We start from the raw sequence: 20,158 nt of genomic DNA on the forward strand, positions 1-20,158 counted from the left end.
CCCCCTCTCCTCAGCACTCGTGCCGATCCCGCCCCGGCGAGTACAGGTGGCTGTCCCGGAACTGCGAAGCCCCCAGCGTCCGCCCGACCATGATCACAGCCGTGCGCAGCACACCCGCCTCCTTCACCCGCCCGGCGATCTCGTCCAACGTGCCCCGGATGATCACCTCTTCAGGCCGCGAGGCATACGCGACGACCGCCGTGGGACAGTCCGCGCCGTAGTGCGGCAGCAGCTCCTCGACGACGCGGTCCACGTACCGCGCGGCCAGGTGCAGCACGATCAGCGCCCCGCTGCGGCCGAGCGTGGCGAGGTCCTCGCCGTCCGGCATGGCCGTGGCACGCTGCGCGATCCGCGTGAGGATGACGGTCTGGCCGACCGTCGGCACGGTCAGCTCCCGCTTCAGGGAGGCCGCCGCCGCGGCGAACGCGGGAACCCCCGGCACCACCTCGTACGGCACACCGGCCGCGTCCAGCCGCCGCATTTGCTCGGCGACCGCGCTGAACACGGAGGGGTCCCCGGAGTGCAGCCGGGCCACGTCGTGGCCCTCCTCGTGCGCACGGACCAGTTCGGCGGTGATCTGGTCGAGGTCGAGCCGGGCGGTGTCCACCAGCCTCGCGTCCGGCGGGCATTCGGCCAGCAGTTCACGCGGGACGAGGCTGCCGGCGTACAGACAGACCTGGCAGGCGGCCAGCCGGCGCGCGCCGCGGACCGTGATCAGGTCGGCGGCACCAGGGCCGGCGCCGATGAAGTACACGGTCATCTGTCTGCCTCCGAAGCGGTGTGGACGGTGTCGGGGGGATCGAGGGGGGCGAAGGGTTTGCGTGCCGCCCACTGGGTCACCGGCATGGCCTGCCGCCACCCGGTGAAGCCGCCGACGGGCACGGCCTGCGCCACCGCGAGCCGTACCAGCTCCCCACCGTGGCGACGGTGGGCGTCGGCGAGCAGCGCCTCGGACTCCAGGGTCACGGTGTTGGCGACCAGCCGTCCCCCGGCGGGCAGCGCGCTCCAGCAGGCGTCGAGGAGGCCGGGCGCGGTGAGTCCGCCGCCGATGAACACGGCGTCCGGCGGCGGCAGTTCGGCCAGGGCGGCGGGCGCGGCACCGGTGACGACCCGCAGTGCGGGCACGCCGAGCCGGTCGGCGTTGCGGGTGATGCGTGCGGCCCGTACGGGGTCGCGTTCGACGGTGACGGCCCGGCAGGAGGGGTGGGTGCGCATCCACTCGATCGCTATCGAGCCGGAGCCGCCGCCGACGTCCCAGAGCAGTTCGCCGGGGGCCGGGGCGAGCGCGGCCAGCGTGGCGGCGCGCACATACCGTTTGGTGAGCTGTCCGTCGTGCTCGTACGCCTCGTCCGGCAGGCCGGGGACGGCGCCGAGCCGGAGGCCGTCGGGGCTCTGACGGCATTCGACGGCGACGAGGTTGAGCGCGTCGCCCGGCGGGTGCGCGTGTACCGCCCAGTCGTCGGCGGTGCTCACCTCGCCCGCCCGTTCCTTCTCTCCGCCGAGCTGTTCCAGGACGCGTATCCGGCTCGGACCGAAGCCGCGGTCCCGCAGCAGGGCGGCCACGTCCGCGGGCGTCCCGGCGTCCGCGCTCAGCACCAGCAGCCGGCGTCCGTCGTGCAGGGCGGCGGCGAGCCGGGCCGTGGGCCGTCCGACGAGCGTGACGACCTCGACGTCCTCCAGTGGCCAGCCGAGGCGGGCCGCCGCGTACGAGACGGAGGAGGGATGCGGAAGGACGTGCAGCCGGTCACCGGCCTCCTCGGCGAGGGCGCGGCCGATGCCGTAGAACATGGGGTCCCCGCTGGCCAGGACGGCGATGCGACGGCCGGAGTGTGCGGCGAGCAGGGCGGGGACGGCGGGACGCAGGGGCGAGGGCCAGGCGATCCGCTCGCCCGCGCACTCCGGGGGCAGCAGGTCGAGCTGGCGTGGGCCCCCGATCAGGATCTCGGCGTCGCGCAGGGCGGCCCGGGAGGCGTCCGGGATGCCTCGCCAGCCGTCGGCGCCGAGCCCGACGACGGTGACGGCGTACGGCGGTCCTGGTCGTGCGGGGGTCACTGCGGGGTACCTCGACGGTTCGTGGGCGGCTCTCGGGGACGACAGAGGCGCACTCTACTGGGCGGTGACCTGCGCGCCTGTGCCCGGGGGTTCGTCGGACGCGCCCTCGTGCGCCGGGCTCCTCAAGTGACCGGAGGGCGCGGGCCCCCGCGGCGGGCGAGGAGCAGTGCCACGTCGTCGTTGCGCTCGCGGTCCAGGGCGCCGAGGAGCATGTCGCAGGTCTCCTCCAGAGGGAGTCCGGCGTCGCCCAGCAGTCCGAGCAGACGCTGCAGCCCTGCCGCGACGGGCGTCACGCGGCTCTCCACCAGACCGTCCGTGAACAGGACGAGCAGCGCCCCCTCGGCGAGCTCCCGCTCCTCGACGGTGAACGGCACGCCGCCCACTCCGAGCGGCACCCCGCCGGCGACGTCGAGGAGCTCCGCTCTTCCCTCCGGGTCGACCAGGACCGGTGGCAGATGGCCGGCGCGGGAGAGTTCGCACCGCCCGTGCCGGGGGTCGCAGACGACGTAGAGGCAGGTGGCCAGGGTGTCGGGGTCGCCGAGGGAGGTGGCGAGGTCGTCGAGGTGGTGCAGCAGCTCGGCCGGCGGCAGGTCGAGCCGGGCGAGCGCTCGGGTGGCCGTACGGAGCTGGCCCATGATCGCCGCCGCGTGCACGCCCTTGCCCATCACGTCGCCGACGACGAGGCCCACCTTGCCGTCCTTGAGCGGCAGCACGTCGAACCAGTCCCCGCCCACCTCGCTGACGGCGGGCACATAGCGGGAGGCGACCTCGATGCCGCTGTGCTGCGGTGGTTCCTGGGACAGCAGACTGCGCTGGAGGGTGAGCGCGATGTCGCGTTCCCGTCCGTACAGGCGCGCGTTGTCGATGCAGATGGCGGCGCGCGCAGCCAGCTCGGTGGCGAGGGTGAGGTCCTGGTCGTCGAAGGGCCGGGGCCCGGTGGTGCGGTACAGGCTGAGCGTGCCCAGGACCTCGCCGCGCGCCATCAGCGGTGCCACCAGACAGGAGTGGACACCGGCTCGCCGCAACGCCTGCGCGGCGTCCTCGTCCCGGGCGATGCGCCGGATCGCCGCGTCGTCCACGCACTCCAGCAGGATCGGCCGCGCCTCGCGTACGCACTGGGTGACCAGCCGGGACGGGCCGTAGTGAGCGGGCTCCCCGACCGGGTCGGGAGCCTCGGTCGCGTCGGTGGGACGGTTCGCCTTGAGGGCGAGCGCCCAGAAGTCGAGGGAGCCGTCCGTGCGCGGCGCGGCCGTGCCGCCGGGGTTGACCACGGAGTCCAGCACGTCGACGGTCGCGAGGTCGGCGAGCTGCGGAACGGCCACCTCGGTGAGTTCCTGTGCCGTCCGGCGCAGGTCGAGCGTGGTGCCGATGCGGACACCGGCGTCGGCGATCACCGCCAGGCGTTCGCGGGCCTTCGCCACCTCGGTCATCGCCCGCTGCCGTTCGGAGATGTCGATGATCGCCATCGCCAGGCCCAGGACCCGCCCATTGGCGTCCTGGATGCGGTGGTAGGACTCCGAGTAGGCGTGTTCCTCGCCGTCGGCGGCCGTCCTGCCCACCGTCTGCTGGTCCAGCAGCGGCTCGCCGGTGCGCAGGACCCGCCGCATGCGTGACTCGATCGCCTCCACATCGAGGGCGGGCAGCACCTCTCCGACGCGGCGGCCCAGCACGGCCTTCTCGGGGACGCCGTTGATGCGTTCCAGTGACGGGTTGACCCGCACCCACCGCAGATCGGTGTCGAAGACCGCGATGCCGACGGGCGACTGGCTGACCAGGATGTGGGAGAGGGCCAGGTCCCGCTCCACGTCGCGCACGGTGTCGGCGTCGGTGCCCAGGCCGAGGGCGTGGATGTCGCCCCGGGTGTCGCGCAGCTGCATGGTGCGGAACTCCACCCGCCGGGTGGATCCGTCCTTGTGCCGCACCGGAAAGACGCCGGCCCAGCGCGCGCCGGTGCGCACGCGGTCGAACAGGTCGTGCGCCAGGGACCGGTGCTCGGGGTCCACCAGCAGGGCGCCCGCGTCCTGTCCCAGCGCTTCCGCTGCGCTGAAGCCGAGCAGGGACTCGGCTTCGGGGCTCCACAGCACGATCCGGCCGTCACTGCCCAGGACGAGGGCCGCCACCCGCAGCAGATCCAGCAGCCCGCCCGGCGCGGCGGTGATGCGGTCCTGCCCACCGCTCCCGCTCCGGGTTTCTTCCTCAGGCATACCGGGGCTCCTTCCGGCGGCAGCACAGGGTGCGCTCACCCCGTCCGCCGGGCTCCCTGTCAGTCATACCTCCCGGAACAGGAGACCGCACGCCCGCACGGACGCGCCGGAGACGTCCCCACGGCGGACAGCGCCCGTGAACCACCCTCCGCCGCGCCCGCGACCGCGACCCCGGGCCGGCCATGTCCACGGCCACGGACCCTCCGCCGGGGGCGGCGCCTGTTCCGTCACGAGGGGAGCGGGCGTCGGCTCCTCTTCTCGGGCCGGCCTCCGCCCATCCCCGCCCGCCGGCCGCCGCCCGTCCGCTCTCGGGCCGCCACGGACGCCGCTCCCGTCGTCAGGCCGCCGACGCCCGCCTATCCGTTGTCGGGCCGGTCGCCCTCGGGTTCCTTCTCCTGGGCTTCCTTCTTCTCCGGGACTTCGCAGGTGATCTCGTCGCGCGGGGTGTAGTGGGTGCGGAAGGGCTCCCGTTTCACCTCCTTGCCCGCGTCGTAGAAGACCCGCTCGACGGTGACGTCGAAACCTTCGAGCGGCGTCTGCGGCACGCACTTCTCGTCGGTGCTGACCTTCTTGGCCGGCGGCTTCACGTCGGTCCGGGGGCCCTTCACCGACTTGATCTCGTCGTACTTCCGGGTGCCGAGGAACGTGACGGTCACCGAGGTGTCGGTGGACTCGGCCTGGATGTAGAGGGCCTTGCCGGAGTCGTTGGTGAACCTGAGGTCGAGGCTGCCCCAGGCGACCGTCGCCTCGCGGCCCTCGGGGTAGCGCTCGATGTAGAAGGAGTGGGCGCCGTACTCCACCGGCTTGACCCCCGCGAAGAACATCGCGTTGAACATGGTGGTGGCCACGGCGGAGACACCGCCGCCTGCCGCCTTCCTGAACTGGTCGTCGAGGATCATGACGCCCTCGACGAATCCGTTGGCCTCGGTGCGCTGCCCCACGGTGCGGTTGAAGCTCCAGGTCTCGTCGGGCCTGACGAGGGAGCCGTTGATGAGTTCGGCGGCCCGGCCGATGTTCTTCGTGCGGTACGGGGCCTTCTCGAAGTTCACGGTGAAGGACGACATCTTCTCCGTCAGGCCCAGCCGCGCCGCGTTCTCCCGGGTCACCTCCGGCTGGATCCGCCGTACGGCCACTTCCCCGGTACGGGCCGCGCCCGTCTCGGTGAGCAGCGGCAGCACGGCGCCGCTCAGCGCCTGGTCGGTGATCTCTGCGCCGGGCCGGGCGTCCTTCGCCACCACGACCCGGTCACCGTCCAGCCCCAGTACGGCGTTCTCGGCCGTGGCGGTGACGCCGGCCAGGGGGCCCGCCACCGCCGGGGCGGAGCGCAGGCCCTTGGCGTCGAGCTTCGGGACCAGCCTGCCGGAGTCGTCCGGCCGCATCGTCAGGTGCTCGCCCACGACGGCGGGGGCGACCGTGAACCGGCTGCCGCCCGCGGTGAGGGTGACAGGTGCCGACATGGCCGGTCGCGCGAACTCGCGCACCGCCCGGCGCACCTCCGGCGCCTCCACCTTCGGTTCGGTCACATGGGCGGGCAGGGCCGTGGGCTGGTCCGCCGCGCCCACCGGGTCCGCCGCGCCGCGCAGGAACGAGGTCCGCAGGGTGCCGACCGCGTCGTCCACGTCCAGCGCGTAGCCCCGGTGCGGAGCGACCTGCTCGACCCGGCCGTCCTCGAAGGTCACGGCCCCGTCGCGGGCCCGCTGGTCAAGGGTCCCCGCCAGCTTCCCGAGAGCGGCGCGGGCCTTGCTCTCGTCCACGCGTACGACCGGTTCGATGGCGCCGCCCGAACGGAAGAGGCCACCGATCAGGCCGACCGGATCGTCGGCGGTGCGCGCCGCCCGGTCGACGGTCCGCTCGACGTCGAAGGAGAGTCCGGCCTGCCGAGGGTCGAGGGTCGCGCCACGGTCGCCGACCTTCACGGGCAGCTGCCGCGAGCCGGCCGCCGTGAGCCGGTCGTCCAGCTTGCGGATGGCTTCCGTGCGGCTGAGGCCGCCGATGTCCACCCCGCTCACGGTGGTACCCGCCTCGATCTCACCCCCCATGACGAGCAGGCCGGCCAGATACAGGCCGCCGACACCGACGGTCAGCGCACCGCTCGCCAGGGCGAGGGGCGGTACGGAGGTTATTCGAGGGCGCATGGGGCGCATGGGTCTCCCGGACCGGGGATCGGAGGGCGGCGGGCCCGACGGCACACCACCACGGACGGGGCAAGCACCTCAAGCTACCCATAACGGGTGATCGGATCATATGTCGCAGATCACGCGCACTTTTTCTGGGAACGGTCCAGGCCGGCCGCCGTCCCTCGCGGCGAAGACACATCACGGAGCGATAAACACCATTGCACCGATTGTCACTGCTTCGAGGTAAGCATCTCGTCTGCCTGGGGGCTGCGGCCGATCCGGGAGCTAGGTTTTTCGCAGGTGAACGGATTCGCCGTGATCCGTCCCGTTCGTTGCCCACCCCTCCCTGTCTCCCGGTCGGCGCACCCGTGTGCGTCGGACGACCCGTCGCGCAAGGAGAAAGCCCCCGATGTCCGTCGACAGCGTCCCGGAAGCTCGGACCCCGCCCGACGCGCCGCGGCAGGCCCTGAGCACCGCCGCCGCCCGCAACCTCGCCACCACCACCAAGTCCGCTCCGCAGATGCAGGAGATCACCTCCCGCTGGTTGCTGCGGATGCTGCCCTGGGTGGAGGCCGGAGGCGGCACCTACCGGGTCAACCGACGGCTGCGCCACACCCTCGGCGACGGGCGCGTCGAGTTCGTCCAGGACGGCGCCACGGTCCGGGTGATCCCCCGGGAGCTCGGCGAGCTGGCCCTGCTGCGCGGATTCGACGACACGGACGTCCTCACCGCACTCGCCGACCGCTGCTCACAGCGCGACTTCGCGGCGGGCGAAGTCATCGCCGAGCGCGGCAGCCCCGTGGACCGGATCCAGCTGATCGCCCACGGCCGGATCAGCCGGACCTCCGAGGGCGCGTACGGCGACGAGGTCGCCGTCGAGGTGCTCGCGGACGGCGAGCACTTCGGCGAGAAGGCGCTGACGGACTCCGGCGTCCGCCACGACAGCACGTTCACCGCCGAGACCGCGGGCACCCTCCTCACCCTTTCCCGCGCCGACTTCGCCGCCGTCCAGGACTCCGCGCCCCACCTCCGGGCCCATGTCGACGCGTTCGGCTCCCGCGCGCGGCGGCGGCAGAACAAACACGGCGAGGCCGAGATCACGATGTCGGCCGGTCACGTCGGCGAGCCGGACCTGCCGGGCACCTTCGTCGACTACGAACCGGAGCCGCGCGAGTACGAACTCTCCGTCGCACAGACGATTCTGCGCGTCCACACCCGGGTCGGCGACCTCTACAACGGTCCGATGAACCAGAGCGAGGAGCAACTCAGGCTCACCGTAGAGGCACTGAGGGAACGTCAGGAACACGAGCTGATCAACAACCGTGAGTTCGGGCTGCTCCACAACGCCGACTTCAAGCAGCGCATCCAACCCCGCTCCGGCCCGCCGACCCCGGACGACATGGACAACCTGCTCTGCCGACGGCGCGGCACCAAACTGTTCCTCGCCCACCCCAGGACGATCGCCGCCATCGGACGTGGCCTGAACGCCTGTGGTCTACACCCCGACCACGTCGACCTCGGCGGGCAGTCCGTGCCCGCCTGGCGCGGAGTGCCCATCCTGCCCTGCGGCAAGATCCCGATCAGCAAGGAGCAGACCAGCTCCATCATCGCGATGCGCACCGGCGAGAAGAACCAGGGCGTCATCGGCCTACGGCAGACAGGGCTCCCGAGCGAGTACGAAGAGGGCCTCTCCGTGCGGTTCATGGGCATCGACGAACGGGCGATCATCTCGTACCTCGTCAGCACCTACTACTCCGCCGCGGTTCTCCTGCCCGACGCCCTCGGTGTGCTGGAGAACGTGCAGATCGCGGCCAGGCCTCGCTGAATCCGGTCTCCCCCGGTCCGCCCGTCCACACGGTTCCGCGCGGACTCGGTGAACCCGAGAAGAGGGGCGGGGTCGGGTGACAGGTGGCTCCACACCTGCCGTGCGGACGGCGGCACGGCACGAGGCGGCGGCCACGTGGCCATCCGCGCGGTGCGGTGGACCTGTACCTGGACGCAGGACCCGAGCGGGTCCTTCTCCTCGCTCGCGGCGGCGCGTCCGAGCGGCGCCCCGGCCGGTACCGTCGCCGCGACGGGCGGCGCGTCGTCGAGCCCCCACCAGCACGTCCAGAACTCCAGCCCCTCGACCGCATGTCGCAGCACCAACGGCATCCCGGCGCCACCGCGGGCTTCGACGACGCCGGGCAGCGGGCTGGCAACCTCCTCGGCGTCTGCGAGGATCAGCGAGCCGCCGACCTGGACCGTCGCGGGCTCGTCGGCTCCTGGACGGCGCCGGCCCCCCAGGAGCAGCGATGCGCTGAGGTGAGGCACATAGCCCGGGCGCCGTCGACCGTCGAGGACGTCGTCGACGCTCGCGCGCATCGCCGTCGCGTCGTGCCAGTCGACTTCGTCGTAGAGATCACTTGCCGGTCGCAGGTCGAGCAGCTGCGGGGCCGGTGCGTGCGGGGCACCGTCTCGGGCCGCCTCTGCCAGGAACTCTTCCACAGCCCGTTGCTCCCGCGTCGGGGGGAGCCCACACGCGACCCGGAACGTCGCCTCGGCGACGTCGGGGCAGATCTCGGCCACCTGCGTGATCGCCGGCCACGTGTGCCGCATGCGGCTCCGCCCGTACGGCGTGTCGCTCTCGGCGACCCGGCGCGTCCACGTCACGGCGTTCATGCACAGCCGGGCGGCCGCCAACGGATAGACCGCCGCCAGTTCCTCAGCCGTGAGGGGGAGCACCGAGTGGAAGCCGGCCACGACTTCGGCCGCCGCGGCCAGCGGGTCGGCCTTGCGGACCATGGCGTAGCCCGCCGCGATCGCCACCTCCGCCGCGCGCACACTGTGGAGCGAGTCGCTCAGGTCGACGATGCCCGAGATCCGCAGCACCCCGTCCTCGTCGGCGTCGGCCAGGACGTTGGCGTCATTGAGGTCCTGGTGTACGACGCTCCGCGGCAGTCGGTCCCATGCCGGCAGGAGATCGTCGAACCAGCCCATGATGGTGCGTACCGACTCCCGCCGGTCCGCGTCCTGTACGGCGTGCAGCGACGCCTCGACGATCTCAGCGGCCCGGCGCATGTCCCAGTCGTGCGGTTCGACGCCCACCGGTGGCTCCATGCCGGAGAGCCCGAGGCTCAACCGCCCGGCGGCTTCTCCCAGTTGGCGCAGAAGCGCCGCGGGGTGGTCGTCGAGTTCCGCCAGGACCCGGCCCTCGAGCCAGCTCATCACGCGAACCACGTGCGTTCGGCCCTCGTGGACGACGGTGGCAAGGAACTTCCCCTCGCGTGTCGGTACCAGCCGCGGCACCGGAAGGTCAGGAACGGTGGCGGCCAGATGGTGGAAGAGCGAGTTCTGCCAGAGGACGTCGGCCGAGTCCGGCTCCGCGCGAGTGACCCGTACGAAGTGGCGCATGCCGTCGGGGCCGGTGATACGGACGTTCTGGTCGATCTCCCCTCCCAGTGGGTGCTGGACGTATCCCTCGAGCCCGAAGGACTGCCGCAGCACCTGATCGAGGAGCGAGGTTGGCAGTGGGCCGGTGTGACCGGTGATGGTCGTTCCGTCCTGGCCGGTGGTGGTCGCTGAGGTCATCGGTGCGTTCTCTCTCTCGTCGTCAGGTCGCTCATCACGCCCCGTGGGCCCGGGCCAGGACCGCTCTTCCACACCTGGTCGACGGTCAGGTCCGAAGCGGGCAGTCCGTCAAAGGCGGAGCGCTCGTCGAGGCGGGTCATCAGCTCACGCGGTGGCGGTCATGGCGTCCCGGTGACGTTGGCGGCGAGCACCATGCGCAGCGGCTCGGCAGGCTCCAGCGGTGTCCTCTGGTGCTCGACCCTCGCCTTGAGCTCGGCGTAGTCTCTGGGCGGTTCCAGGTGGTCTCGGTCCCCCTCCGCCTGGCGAACCGCCGACACCGACCGAGGAACGCTCCACCCTCAGCCGCGCCTGCTCAAGGTGACGGACTGGGGATCAGGTGATCACGGAAGTGCCATAGCTACTCCAAGTGCGGGGTCATGTCACCGGTCCACTCCAGCCCGAGGTGATGCGTCAGATGAAACACCGCGGCGAATCCGGCAACAAGGGACGCGAGGCCGCGACCTCGACCCCGTATTTTGTGCCTGTGCACAATTTCTGTCATGGGGCCCCAGCGGCATGTCCGCGGCATCACCCGGCGACGGCCCCCGCTCCGTCCGGTGACGGCTGTCGTCGAGGGAGGCGGTCCTCATGAGCGGCCCGGGACGCCGTCGGGGCGAGGCCCGCAACGACGCCGTGCAGGCGATCGCGCGCCGGCTCCTCGAGGAACGACTCGACGAACTGACCACTCGCGCTCTCGAACAACTGGAAGCCGAGGAGCCCGCCTACGCGTCGGCGGACTGGGACCCGGTCCAGAAACGGGAGGGGATGCGCCGAACCCTCGAACTCGCCCTGACCCGGCTGGCCGGCGGTCCCGTGCCCCGGACGGTCTCGCGCGCCACCGAGGACGTGGGACGCGAGCGAGCGGAGCAGGCGTTCCCCCTGACCGCTCTGATGCACTCCTTCCAGCTGGACCTCAGGACCCTGTGGGAGGCCGTGCTCGCAGAGGGGCGAGCACGTGGCATCAGCGCCGATCCCGAGTTCCTCGACGGGCTGATCCGTGTCTGGGAGGCGACGGACGCCAACAGCGTCGAGGTCGTCGACGCCTACCGCCGCACCGAGCGCGACCTGGCGAGCCGTCGTACGGAGGTGCGCAACCGCGCCTTCAGCCGCCTGGTCCTGGAAGGGGAGCAGGATCCCTCCACCGTCGCCGAGGCCTCTGCGTTGCTGGGCTTTTCCGAGAACGTCGCCCTGACCGTGGTCGTGGTCGAATCCGTTCCCACCGGGGACCCGGCGGTGTCCCAGGTCGACGATGCGCTGCGTCGGGGCGGCCTGGTACGTCACTTCGGATGGATGGGTGACGAGCTCCTCGGCATCATCGGTCACGGACGGCACGATGAAGAGGCCATGCTCGCCATGCTCCGGCCGTTCGCCCCGTGGCGCTGCGGCGTCGCGGAAGTCCCCGGCCTGGCGCTGACGGCGCGGGGCATCCGCTTCGCACGTGCCGCGATCCGCAGCTCCGCGCAGCCCGGCGTACGGCACGTGGAGGGCCACTGGATCGGGGCGATCATGTCGGCGCAGGAGGAGCTCACCGGTGCGATGGCCACCGGCGTGCTGCGCCCACTGCTCGAGCTGCGCGACAGCGACAGCATCGTCGAGACCCTGCGCTGGTACCTCGGCCTGGGCTCGGTCGCCGAAGTGGCCGCACGCACCTACCGTCACCGGAACACGGTCGGCAATCGCCTGCAGGCTGCGGAAGAGGCGACCGGGCTGAAGCTGTCCCGACCGAACGACGCCGCCCGGCTGGTCCTCGCCCTGGCTTGGCTGGAGACGGACGCGGGCGCCCGCTTCCGGGCGATGTCCTGATCCACCGGTCCATGGACGGGGCGAGGCAACGCCGGGGCCGCGACCGGGAGAGGTGGAGCCGAGGCGCGGCGGTCAGAGACCCGCAGAAATTGTGCACAGGCACAAAATACGCGGTCGATCTCGCGGCCTCGCGTCCCTTGTTGCCGGATTCTCCACGGTGCTTCACTGACGCAACACCGTGAGCCGAAGACCGGTTCATCGCATCGGAGCAGTGATGACGCTGCCGCCCACCACCTGATCAGCGTTCGCGGTCCCCGGCCTGTCCGGGGGCCCGCCCTCCAGCGGCGGCCCCTGGGGCACCCCTCAGCCCTCATGCCCCCTGGACAGGCCGCCGCCCCAACGCCCCATATGCCCGGAAAGAGGTTGAACATCATGCGCCAGATCGTCACCTTCGACGCCTACGGCACCCTGGTCGACTTCCAGCTCGGCCCCACCACCCTGAAGGTCCTGGCCGACCGGCTGGACCTGGACCGCCTGAACGTCGACGAGTTCCTCGACGACTTCCGCGTCATGCGGTTCCACGCCGTCCTGGAGGCATACCGCCCCTTCCGCGAGCTGCTTCCCGCCAGCCTGGAGATTGCGATGCGTCTGCACGGCCTGGAGTACCGGGAGTCCGACGGCGAGGCCCTGGTCGCTGCCGTGCCCACCTTCGGCCCCCACCCGGAGGTCCCGGCCGCCCTGGAGGCGCTGAAGTCCCGGTACGAGATCGCCATCATCTCCAACACGGACGACGACCTCATCGCCCAGAACCTGGCCAACATGGGCGTCGAGTTCGACCATGTCATCACCGCCCAGCAGGCCAAGGCGTACAAGCCGTCACGGCAGAGCTTCGAGTACGCCTTCCAGGCCATGAACATCGACCCCGCCCAGGTCATCCACGTCGCCCAGGGCTGGGAGTACGACCTCATCCCCACGCGCGACCTCGGCCTCGCTCGCCGCGTGTGGATCAACCGTTACGGCCACAACGGCTCCATGGGAGCCCGCGGCAGCGCCGACTACCAGCCCTTCGACGAGCTGCCCGACCTGTCCGGCCTGCCGGCCCTGCTCGGCTGCTGAAAGCCGGGACCCGGGCCAACGCCCCTGGACGACAGGGGGACTCGAGGACGTACGCCATGAAGTGGATGCTGCCGCGGCACGTCCACCGCCTCCCACGGGGCGCTCAGGGTGGCCCGCGTCGTCCTCGTCGAGAAGGACAAGGCGGCTCCGGCGGTTTCGAGAGGACTCGGCCAAGCAGCGCGACCTGGCCGAGGCCGCCGAACACGCCGGGGCCGCCGAACACGCCGGGGCCCGGATCCACGATCGAAACGCCGCAACCGCGCTTGCACTCGGTGCGGGAAGGGGTAGAGATCGTCCGAATGGCTACCGGGCGACGGCCTGACCAATGCCGCTCGATGCTCCGGTGATCACGGCGTTGACCTGGTGGAGTCTTATGTTCGTTCCGTGTCAGGCCAGCGCCTGGCCGCTGCCCGCCACGGCCTCGGGCCGCAACAGCTCGGCGAGCGTCTCGGCGGGCAACAGGCCCTTCTCCAGGACGAGTTCGGCCACACCCCGGCCGGTGGCGAGGGCCTCCTTGGCGATGTCGGTGGCCGCCGTATAACCGATGTGCGGGTTCAGTGCGGTGACCAGGCCGATGGAGTTCTCCACACTGCGGCGCAGCGCCTCGGTGTTGGCGGTGATGCCGTCCACGCAGCGCTCGGCCAGCGTCACGCACGCGTTGCGCAGATGCGTGATGGACTCCGACAGGGAGTGCAGGATGATCGGCTCGAAGGCGTTGAGCTGGAGCTGTCCGGCCTCGGCGGCCATGGTGATGGCGACGTCGTTGCCGATGACCTCGAAGGCGACCTGGTTGACGACCTCGGGGATCACCGGGTTGACCTTGCCGGGCATGATCGACGAACCGGCCTGCACCGGGGGCAGGTTGATCTCGTTGAGGCCGGCGCGCGGGCCGGAGGAGAGCAGACGAAGGTCGTTGCAGCTCTTGGAGAGCTTGACGGCGATGCGCTTGAGCACGCCCGACATCTGCACGAAGGCGCCGCAGTCCTGGGTGGCCTCGACGAGGTTGGCGGCGGTGACCAGCGGCAGCCCGGTGATCTCGGCGAGGTGGCGGCGGGCCGCTTCGGCGTAGCCGGCGGGGGCGTTGAGGCCGGTGCCGATGGCGGTGGCGCCGAGGTTGATCTCATGGACCAGCTCCACGGCCTCGGCGAGGCGGGAGCGGTCCTCGTCCAGCATCACGGCGTACGCGGAGAACTCCTGGCCGAGCGTCATCGGCACGGCATCCTGGAGCTGGGTGCGGCCCAGCTTCAGCACATCGCGGAACTCCACTGCCTTACGGGCGAAGGAGTCCTGCAGCACCGCCATCGCCTTGAGCAGCTCACGCACCGCGAACACGGTCGCGATCTTCACGGCGGTCGGGTAGACGTCGTTGGTGGACTGGCCGAGGTTGACGTCCTCGTTGGGGTGCAGGAACTCGTAGTGCCCCTTGGCGTGGCCGAGGAGTTCCAGCGCCCGGTTGGCGATCACCTCGTTGGCGTTCATGTTGGTCGAGGTGCCGGCGCCGCCCTGGATGACGTCGACGACGAACTGCTCGTGCAGCTTGCCGGAGCGGATCTCCCGGCAGGCCTCGATGATCGCGGCGGCCTTCTGCGGCGCCAGCAGCCCGAGTTCCCGGTTGGCGCGGGCGGCGGCCTCCTTGACGGCGGCGAGGGCGTCGATGAGGTGGGGGTAGGCGGAGATCGGGGTGCCCGTGATGGGGAAGTTCTCGGTGGCGCGCAGGGTGTGGACGCCCCAGTACGCGTCGGCGGGGACGTCACGGTCTCCGAGCAGGTCGTGTTCGGTGCGGCTGACTGCGGCGGCGGTCATGGGTGTACGGGCCTTCTCTCAGGGGGCGTCCATGGGGGTCGCGGGGGCCTCTCGCTTCGCCGCGGTCAAGGCCCCCGCGACGTCATCGGCGGCGGCGCCCGGTCAGAGGAGGCGGTCCTTCGCCTTGTAGTAGGCGCCACCGAACGGCAGGAACCAGGGAGTGCCGTTGTAGAAGGGGACGGGCACCTTCGGGAAGCCGAAGCCGCGCATCGGGTTGGCCTCGGGGTTGCCGTCCATCATCTCGGCGACCGCGCGGCCCATGAACGTGGCCATCTGCACGCCGTGGCCGCAGTAACCCATGGAGTAGTACAGGCCGTTCTCCTCGCCCGCGTGCGGGATGCGGTCCCAGGAGAAGCCGACCATGCCGCCCCACACGTAGTCGATGCGCACCCCCGCCAGCTGCGGGAAGATCTCGGTCATCTCCCGCTTGAGGATGTCACCGCTCTTGACGTCGGAGGCCGGGTTGGAGGGAGCGAAACGGGCCCGGCCGCCGAAGGCGAGGCGGTTGTCGGGGGTGAGACGGATGTAGTTGCCGACGTTCTTGTGGGCGACCAGCAGGCGGCCGTTGGGGATGAGCTCCTTGGCGCGCGCCTCGCCCAGCGGCTCGGTGACGATGATGAAGCTGCCGACGTTGATCAGCCGCTTGCGGAACCACGGCATCGAAGTGTCGGTGTAGGCGTCCGTCGCCGCCATGACCTGCTTGGCACGGATGGTGCCGCGCATGGTCTCCACCACGAAGCCGCCGCCGGGCAGGCGGGTGAGGCCGGTGGCGGCGTTGCGCTCGTGGATCTCGGCACCGGCACGCTCGGCGGCGCCCGCCAGGCCGACGACGAACTTGCCCACGTGCAGGGCTGCGCCGAGCGGGTCGAGCAGGGCGCCGTGGTAGTGGTCCGAGCCCAGCTCGGCGCGCAGCTCGCTCTTGCTCAGGACGACCGTCTCGTGGCCGAAGTTCTCGGCCAGGTCGCGCTGCTTGGCGTGCATGCCCTCGAGGTGCTTGGGCTTGCAGACCAGGCCTAGGCGCCCGGCACGGTGGAAGTCGCAGTCGATCTTCTCCCTGACCGCGATCTCCTCGACGACGTCCACCGCATCGCGGAAGGCGTCGTAGAGCTCGCGGGCGCGTTCCTGTCCGTAGCGCTGGCGGGCCTGGGCCGGGCTGATGGTGATGCCGGGGTTGCAGTGGCTGCCGTTGCGCCCGGAGGCGCCCGAACCGACCTGGTCCTTCTCGACGAGGACGACCCGGGCACCCTTGCGGGCGGCGTGGTAAGCGGTGGACAGGCCGGTGAGGCCGCCGCCGATCACCACCACATCCGCCTCGTCGGGCAGGTCCTTCCCGGAACGGTCGGGCAGGGCGGGGGCTGTGTCCATCCAGTAGGGGATCTGCTTCATGGCGTGCGTCCTCTGTGTTCTCGGTCTGTTTCGCCGTGGTGACGTCGGTCAGCAGCCGAGCAGCTTCGGCAGGCCCGACAGGTCGGGCAGCTCGTCGTACGGCTGGTAGTCGGCGCTGCCCTTGCGGCCGTAGCGGTTGATCCACACCCGGCGCTTCAGGCCCAGGTCGCGGGTCGGGATGTGGTCGTACTCCCAGCCCTGGGCGACGTGGATGACCTGCGACGAGTCGACACCCATGGTGCGGAAGGCGTGCTTGAAGGTCTGGCGGTCCGGCTTGTAGGCGCCGGCCTGCTGGGCGGTGATGACGTAGTCGAACTCGACGCCGATGTTCTCGACGTTCCGCGCGATCAGGTTGTCGTCGGAGTTGGAGATGATGGCGATCTCGTACTTGGTCTTCAGCTTCCGCAGGGCCTCCGGGACCTCCGGCCAGGGGCCGAAGGTGGGAACGGCGTCCACGAGGGCCTCGCCGTCGGTCTCGCGGTACTCCAGGCCGTGCAGGCGCATGGCGTTGCGCAGGCTGGAGTGCAGGACCTCGTGGTAGGGGCGGTATGCCTCCAGGACGGCCTGGAAGCGCATGACGCGGAAGTCGTCGAGGAACTCGTCGACATCCAGGTTGTCCAGGTCGAGCCGGTCCTCCAGGACCTTCAGGGTCGTGGGACCGAGCTCGAAGTTGATCAGGGTGGCGTAGGCGTCGAAGGTGACGATCTCTCGCATGGTGTCCAGCCTCGCTCTCGCGGTTCTCTCAACAGGGGGTGGGGGCTTCAGACGACGCGTTCGCCGGGGGCGACGATCGCGTCGAGTACGGCCAGGTCGGCCGGGCTCGGTATCCAGTCGGCCGCCGCCGCGTTGGCGGCGACCTGTTCGGGGGTCATGGCTCCGCAGATGACGGAGCCGACGGCGGGGAGGGCCGCCAGCGCGCCGACCGCGACCTGGAGGAGGGTCAGGCCGCGTTCGGCGCCGTACGCGGTGAGCGCCTCGACCTTGTCGAGGGCCGCGTCGGTGAGCCAGCCCTGCCGCCAGGACAGGCGGCTGCCGGGCGGGGGCTCCTCGCCGCGCCGGTACTTGCCGCTGAGCAGGCCGTTGGCCAGCGGGTAGTACGGCAGCAGACCTACGCCGTGGCGCAGACAGACCGGGATCAGGTCCCGCTCCACGCCGCGGTCGAGCAGGTGGTAGCGGTTCTGGGTGGACACGAAGGCGTCCGTGACGTACTCGGCGGGGAGGTTGGAGCAGCCGATGTAGCGGATCTTTCCCTCGTGGACCAGCTCCTGGAGCGCGGCGAGCGTCTCCTCCAGCGGGGTGACGCCGTCCGGTTCGTGGTACTGGTACAGGTCGATCCGGTCGGTGCCGAGCCGGCTCAGTGACGCCTCCACCGCGTAGCGGATGTAGGCGCGGGATCCACGCGGTCCGTACAGGTCGGCGTCCCGGCTCATCTCCATGCCGAACTTGGTGGCCAGGACCACGTGGTCACGGCTGCCCTTGAGCGCGGCGCCGAGGAGCCGTTCGCCGTCACCGCGGGAGCCGCCCCGTTCACCGGCCCCGCCATACATGTCGGCGGTGTCGAACAGGGTGATGCCCGCGTCGAGCGCGGCGTGGACGACGGCCTTGGTGCCCTCCTCGTCGAGGCGGGCGCCGAAGTTGTTGCCGCCGACGCCGACCGCGGAGACGGTCGGGCCGCGCTCGCCGAGCGTCCGGTATCTCATGACCGGTTCCCGAACCCGATGCACACGTTCTTGGTCTGCAGGTAGCTGGCCAAGCCTTCGAGGCCCTTCTCCCGTCCCCAGCCGCTGTGCTTGTAGCCGCCGAAGGGCAGCTCCACGCCGGTGCCGACGCCGGTGGCGTTGACGTAGACCTGGCCGGCCCGGATGCCCTCGGCCAGGCGCATCGCCTTGTCGATGTCACGGGTCCAGACGTAGGAGGCGAGGCCGTACGGGCTGTCGTTGGCGATCTCCAGGGCCTCGTCCGCGTCGTCGAACTCGATGACCGTGACGACGGGGCCGAAGATCTCCTCGCGGGCGCACCGGGCCTGGTTGTCGAGGCCGGTGAGGACGGTCGGCTGGACGTAGTAGCCGTCGGCCAGTTCGGGGTCGGCGGGGGCGCCTCCGCCGGCCCGTGCCACGGCACCTTCCTCACGGGCCAGTTCCAGGTAGCCGAGGACCCGGTCCCGCTGCCGTGCGGCGACCAGCGGGCCGACGTCCGGGTCGGTGAGTCCCGGGCCGACACGCAGGGCGGCGGCGTGCGCGACGAGCTTGTCCAGGAACTCCTCGGCGCCGCGCTGGAGCAGCAGCCGGGTGCCGGCCGAGCAGGTCTGCCCGGCGTTACCGAACGCGGAGGCGGCCACCGCGCCGAGCGCCAGGTCGAAGTCGGCGTCGGCGAAGACGACGACCGGCGACTTGCCGCCCAGTTCGGTGACGGAGGGCACCACGTTGGCGGCGGCGGCCTGGGCGACCTTGATGCCGGTCGGCACCGAACCGGTGAAGGTGACCTGGTCGATGTCCGGGTGGCCCGCGAGGGCCGCACCCGTCTCGCCGTCACCGGGGACCACGTTCAGAACGCCCGGCGGGAGACCGCACTCCAGGGCGATCCTGCCGATCTCCAGCGGGGTGAGCGGCGCCTCGGGAGACGGCTTGAGGACGACCGTGCAGCCCGCGGCCAGCGCCGGCGCGGATCCTCTCGCGGTGTTCTGCAGCGGGTAGTTGAAGGGGATGATGTGGCCGGAGACGCCGATCGGCTCACGGACGGTGTAGTCGAGCAGGCCGGGGCCGAGCGGGATCGTCGTGCCGCCGAGCTTGTCGGCGACGCCCGCGTAGAACTCGAAGTAGCGGGCGGCCGCTTCGACGTCGTTCTTGGCCTGGCGCAGCGGCTTGCCGACGTCCTGGCTCTCCAGCCGCGCCAGACGTTCGCCCTGGTAGCGGATGGCCTCGGCGATCCGGTACAGGATCCGGCCGCGGTCGGCGGCCCGCATCCCGGCCCACTCGGGAGAGGTGAAGGCCGCGCGCGCGGCGGCCACCGCCTGGTCCACGTCCGCCTTGCCGGCCAGCGCCACCTGGGCGATGGCAGTGTCGTTCGACGGGTCGAGAACGGTGAAGGAGCGTCCGTCCGCGGCGGGGACCTGCTTGCCGTCGATCAGCAGCTCGATCAGCTGCAGTGCGTCGCTCATGGCTGGATCTCTCCCAGCACCTCACCGAAGATGACGACCTCGTCGCCCGGGCGGACCGTGCGGATCCGGCGGACCCAGAGCACGATGCCGTCCTGCGGCGCGGTGACCTCTTCCAGTGTGGTGCCGTAGTGGTCGGTGATGGTGGCGATCAGGTCGCCTTCCTTGCAGGTCTCCCCCGGCTCGGCGCGGGCGACGAAGAAGCCGCCGGAGGCGGAGCGGGCGAACGTGCCGGAGACCGTCGTGTAGGTGTCCCGCAGCTTCGCCTCGCCGTCGGTCATGCCGAGGCTGCGCAGGATGTTGCGGATCGAGTTCATGTGGTGCTCGACGTTGGTCTCGCGGTACGTGGCGCCGCCGCACTCGATGGTGATGGCGGGCTTGCCGGCCTCCAGGACGGGGTGGCGGACGGTACCGCCCCACTTGCCGCCCTTCCAGACCAGTTCGTGCCCGGCGGCGAGGGCCAGGTCGGTGGCGAGGTCCTCGTAGCCGCCCTGGAGGATGACCAGCGGGGCGATCTCGCCGTAGGCGCCGCCGGTGTGCAGGTCGACCACGGCGTCGACGGCCGGCACGACCTGCTCGACGAAGGTGGCGGCCAGACGCTGGGAGTACGAGCCCTCCGCGTCGCCGGGGAAGATGCGGTTGAGGTTGAGGTGGTCGATGCCGCTGGCGCGGGCGGCCGCCTCGAACGCGGGGGTGTTCAGACAGGGGATGCCGACGACGGTACCGCGCAGGGTGGCCGGGTCGATCTCGGCGAGGACGCGGCGGATGGCCTCCTGGCCGTCGTACTCGTCGCCGTGCACGCCCGCGTCCACACACAGGACGGGACCGTCCTGAGCGCCGTTGACGACGATCAGCGGAATGCCGAGCTCCACGCCGTAGCTGCTGGTGCCGACGGGGATGAGGCCGTGGGCACGCTCACCCGGGGCGACGGTCAGCGGACCGATGGAGTACATGTGGTTCCTTCCCAATACGTG

Annotated in this window: 14 protein-coding genes; 3 read left to right on the top strand and 11 right to left on the bottom strand. The window is 71.2% G+C overall.

All coding sequences use genetic code 11. The features are described 5' to 3' along the window. Positions 1-10 precede the first annotated feature (10 nt). The 4 genes from cobM to GWK25_RS26965 all read right to left on the bottom strand — a co-directional run bounded on the left by cobM (position 11) and on the right by GWK25_RS26965 (position 6,391). Positions 11-760 carry a precorrin-4 C(11)-methyltransferase gene (gene cobM, locus GWK25_RS26950; protein ID WP_215453821.1) on the bottom strand — a complete coding sequence of 250 codons (750 nt, stop codon included), beginning with the start codon at positions 758-760 and terminating at the stop codon, positions 11-13. Continuing rightward, a complete protein-coding gene (cbiE, locus tag GWK25_RS26955; protein WP_215453822.1) occupies positions 757-2,052 on the bottom strand; it encodes a precorrin-6y C5,15-methyltransferase (decarboxylating) subunit CbiE in 1,296 nt (431 codons plus the stop codon). Before cbiE ends, cobM begins: the two co-directional genes overlap by 4 nt. 122 nt (positions 2,053-2,174) lie before the next feature. After that, positions 2,175-4,256 (bottom strand): SpoIIE family protein phosphatase, encoded by a 2,082-nt coding sequence (locus tag GWK25_RS26960; RefSeq protein ID WP_215453823.1) that lies wholly within the window; start codon positions 4,254-4,256, stop codon positions 2,175-2,177. Positions 4,257-4,612: 356 nt separating this feature from the next. Then, complete coding sequence (locus GWK25_RS26965; RefSeq protein ID WP_215453825.1) at positions 4,613-6,391, bottom strand: VanW family protein; 1,779 nt, start codon at positions 6,389-6,391, stop codon at positions 4,613-4,615. A gap of 391 nt (positions 6,392-6,782) precedes the next feature. Here GWK25_RS26965 and GWK25_RS26970 point away from each other — a divergent pair, with 391 nt between their 5' ends. Beyond that, on the top strand, positions 6,783-8,198 hold the full coding sequence (locus tag GWK25_RS26970; protein ID WP_215453827.1) for a family 2B encapsulin nanocompartment shell protein: 1,416 nt from the start codon (positions 6,783-6,785) through the stop codon (positions 8,196-8,198). On the opposite strand, the gene GWK25_RS26975 is transcribed toward GWK25_RS26970, so the two are convergent. Continuing rightward, complete coding sequence (locus GWK25_RS26975) at positions 8,123-9,943, bottom strand: phosphotransferase (protein WP_251829057.1); 1,821 nt, start codon at positions 9,941-9,943, stop codon at positions 8,123-8,125. The two genes, GWK25_RS26970 and GWK25_RS26975, sit on opposite strands and share 76 nt — an antisense overlap. Positions 9,944-10,570: 627 nt before the next feature. On the opposite strand from GWK25_RS26975, the gene GWK25_RS26980 reads away from it, so the two are divergent. Further along, the gene (locus GWK25_RS26980; RefSeq protein WP_215453828.1) at positions 10,571-11,785 is read left to right on the top strand and encodes a CdaR family transcriptional regulator; all 1,215 of its coding nucleotides are present in this window, start codon (positions 10,571-10,573) and stop codon (positions 11,783-11,785) included. 372 nt (positions 11,786-12,157) lie between these two features. Then, a complete protein-coding gene (locus GWK25_RS26985; RefSeq protein WP_215453829.1) occupies positions 12,158-12,841 on the top strand; it encodes a haloacid dehalogenase type II in 684 nt (227 codons plus the stop codon). Between the two features lie 387 nt (positions 12,842-13,228). Here GWK25_RS26985 and aspA read toward each other — a convergent pair whose 3' ends face one another. The 6 genes from aspA to GWK25_RS27015 all read right to left on the bottom strand — a co-directional run bounded on the left by aspA (position 13,229) and on the right by GWK25_RS27015 (position 20,137). After that, positions 13,229-14,644 carry an aspartate ammonia-lyase gene (gene aspA / locus GWK25_RS26990; RefSeq protein WP_215453830.1) on the bottom strand — a complete coding sequence of 472 codons (1,416 nt, stop codon included), beginning with the start codon at positions 14,642-14,644 and terminating at the stop codon, positions 13,229-13,231. A 102-nt stretch (positions 14,645-14,746) separates the two neighbouring features. Beyond that, entirely contained in the window at positions 14,747-16,030 is a 1,284-nt protein-coding gene (locus GWK25_RS26995) for an FAD-binding oxidoreductase (protein WP_215453832.1), read from the bottom strand. 48 nt (positions 16,031-16,078) lie between these two features. After that, positions 16,079-16,744, bottom strand: coding sequence for a haloacid dehalogenase type II (locus GWK25_RS27000; protein WP_055520529.1), 666 nt, complete (start codon positions 16,742-16,744; stop codon positions 16,079-16,081). A 47-nt stretch (positions 16,745-16,791) separates the two neighbouring features. Continuing rightward, on the bottom strand, positions 16,792-17,730 hold the full coding sequence (locus GWK25_RS27005; protein ID WP_215453834.1) for an aldo/keto reductase: 939 nt from the start codon (positions 17,728-17,730) through the stop codon (positions 16,792-16,794). Further along, the gene (locus GWK25_RS27010) at positions 17,727-19,187 is read right to left on the bottom strand and encodes an aldehyde dehydrogenase (RefSeq protein WP_215453836.1); all 1,461 of its coding nucleotides are present in this window, start codon (positions 19,185-19,187) and stop codon (positions 17,727-17,729) included. Before GWK25_RS27010 ends, GWK25_RS27005 begins: the two co-directional genes overlap by 4 nt. Next, a complete protein-coding gene (locus GWK25_RS27015; protein WP_215453838.1) occupies positions 19,184-20,137 on the bottom strand; it encodes a succinylglutamate desuccinylase/aspartoacylase family protein in 954 nt (317 codons plus the stop codon). Before GWK25_RS27015 ends, GWK25_RS27010 begins: the two co-directional genes overlap by 4 nt. Between the last annotated feature and the right edge of the window lie 21 nt (positions 20,138-20,158).

It is taken from the genome of Streptomyces sp. ATCC 21386 (genome assembly GCF_018728545.1).
In the GTDB taxonomy this organism is placed as follows: domain Bacteria; phylum Actinomycetota; class Actinomycetes; order Streptomycetales; family Streptomycetaceae; genus Streptomyces.

Excerpts from the sequence above, each read along its gene's own strand:
- GWK25_RS26960 (WP_215453823.1), bottom strand. The coding sequence starts at position 4,256 with ATGCCTGAGGAAGAAACCCGGAGCGGGAGCGGTGGGCAGGACCGCATC.
- GWK25_RS27010 (WP_215453836.1), bottom strand. The coding sequence starts at position 19,187 with ATGAGCGACGCACTGCAGCTGATCGAGCTGCTGATCGACGGCAAGCAG.
- GWK25_RS26975 (WP_251829057.1), bottom strand. The coding sequence starts at position 9,943 with ATGACCTCAGCGACCACCACCGGCCAGGACGGAACGACCATCACCGGT.
- GWK25_RS26980 (WP_215453828.1), top strand. The coding sequence starts at position 10,571 with ATGAGCGGCCCGGGACGCCGTCGGGGCGAGGCCCGCAACGACGCCGTG.
- cobM (WP_215453821.1), bottom strand. The coding sequence starts at position 760 with ATGACCGTGTACTTCATCGGCGCCGGCCCTGGTGCCGCCGACCTGATC.
- GWK25_RS27005 (WP_215453834.1), bottom strand. The coding sequence starts at position 17,730 with ATGAGATACCGGACGCTCGGCGAGCGCGGCCCGACCGTCTCCGCGGTC.
- GWK25_RS27000 (WP_055520529.1), bottom strand. The coding sequence starts at position 16,744 with ATGCGAGAGATCGTCACCTTCGACGCCTACGCCACCCTGATCAACTTC.
- GWK25_RS26970 (WP_215453827.1), top strand. The coding sequence starts at position 6,783 with ATGTCCGTCGACAGCGTCCCGGAAGCTCGGACCCCGCCCGACGCGCCG.
- GWK25_RS26985 (WP_215453829.1), top strand. The coding sequence starts at position 12,158 with ATGCGCCAGATCGTCACCTTCGACGCCTACGGCACCCTGGTCGACTTC.
- aspA (WP_215453830.1), bottom strand. The coding sequence starts at position 14,644 with ATGACCGCCGCCGCAGTCAGCCGCACCGAACACGACCTGCTCGGAGAC.
- GWK25_RS26965 (WP_215453825.1), bottom strand. The coding sequence starts at position 6,391 with ATGCGCCCTCGAATAACCTCCGTACCGCCCCTCGCCCTGGCGAGCGGT.
- GWK25_RS27015 (WP_215453838.1), bottom strand. The coding sequence starts at position 20,137 with ATGTACTCCATCGGTCCGCTGACCGTCGCCCCGGGTGAGCGTGCCCAC.
- GWK25_RS26995 (WP_215453832.1), bottom strand. The coding sequence starts at position 16,030 with ATGAAGCAGATCCCCTACTGGATGGACACAGCCCCCGCCCTGCCCGAC.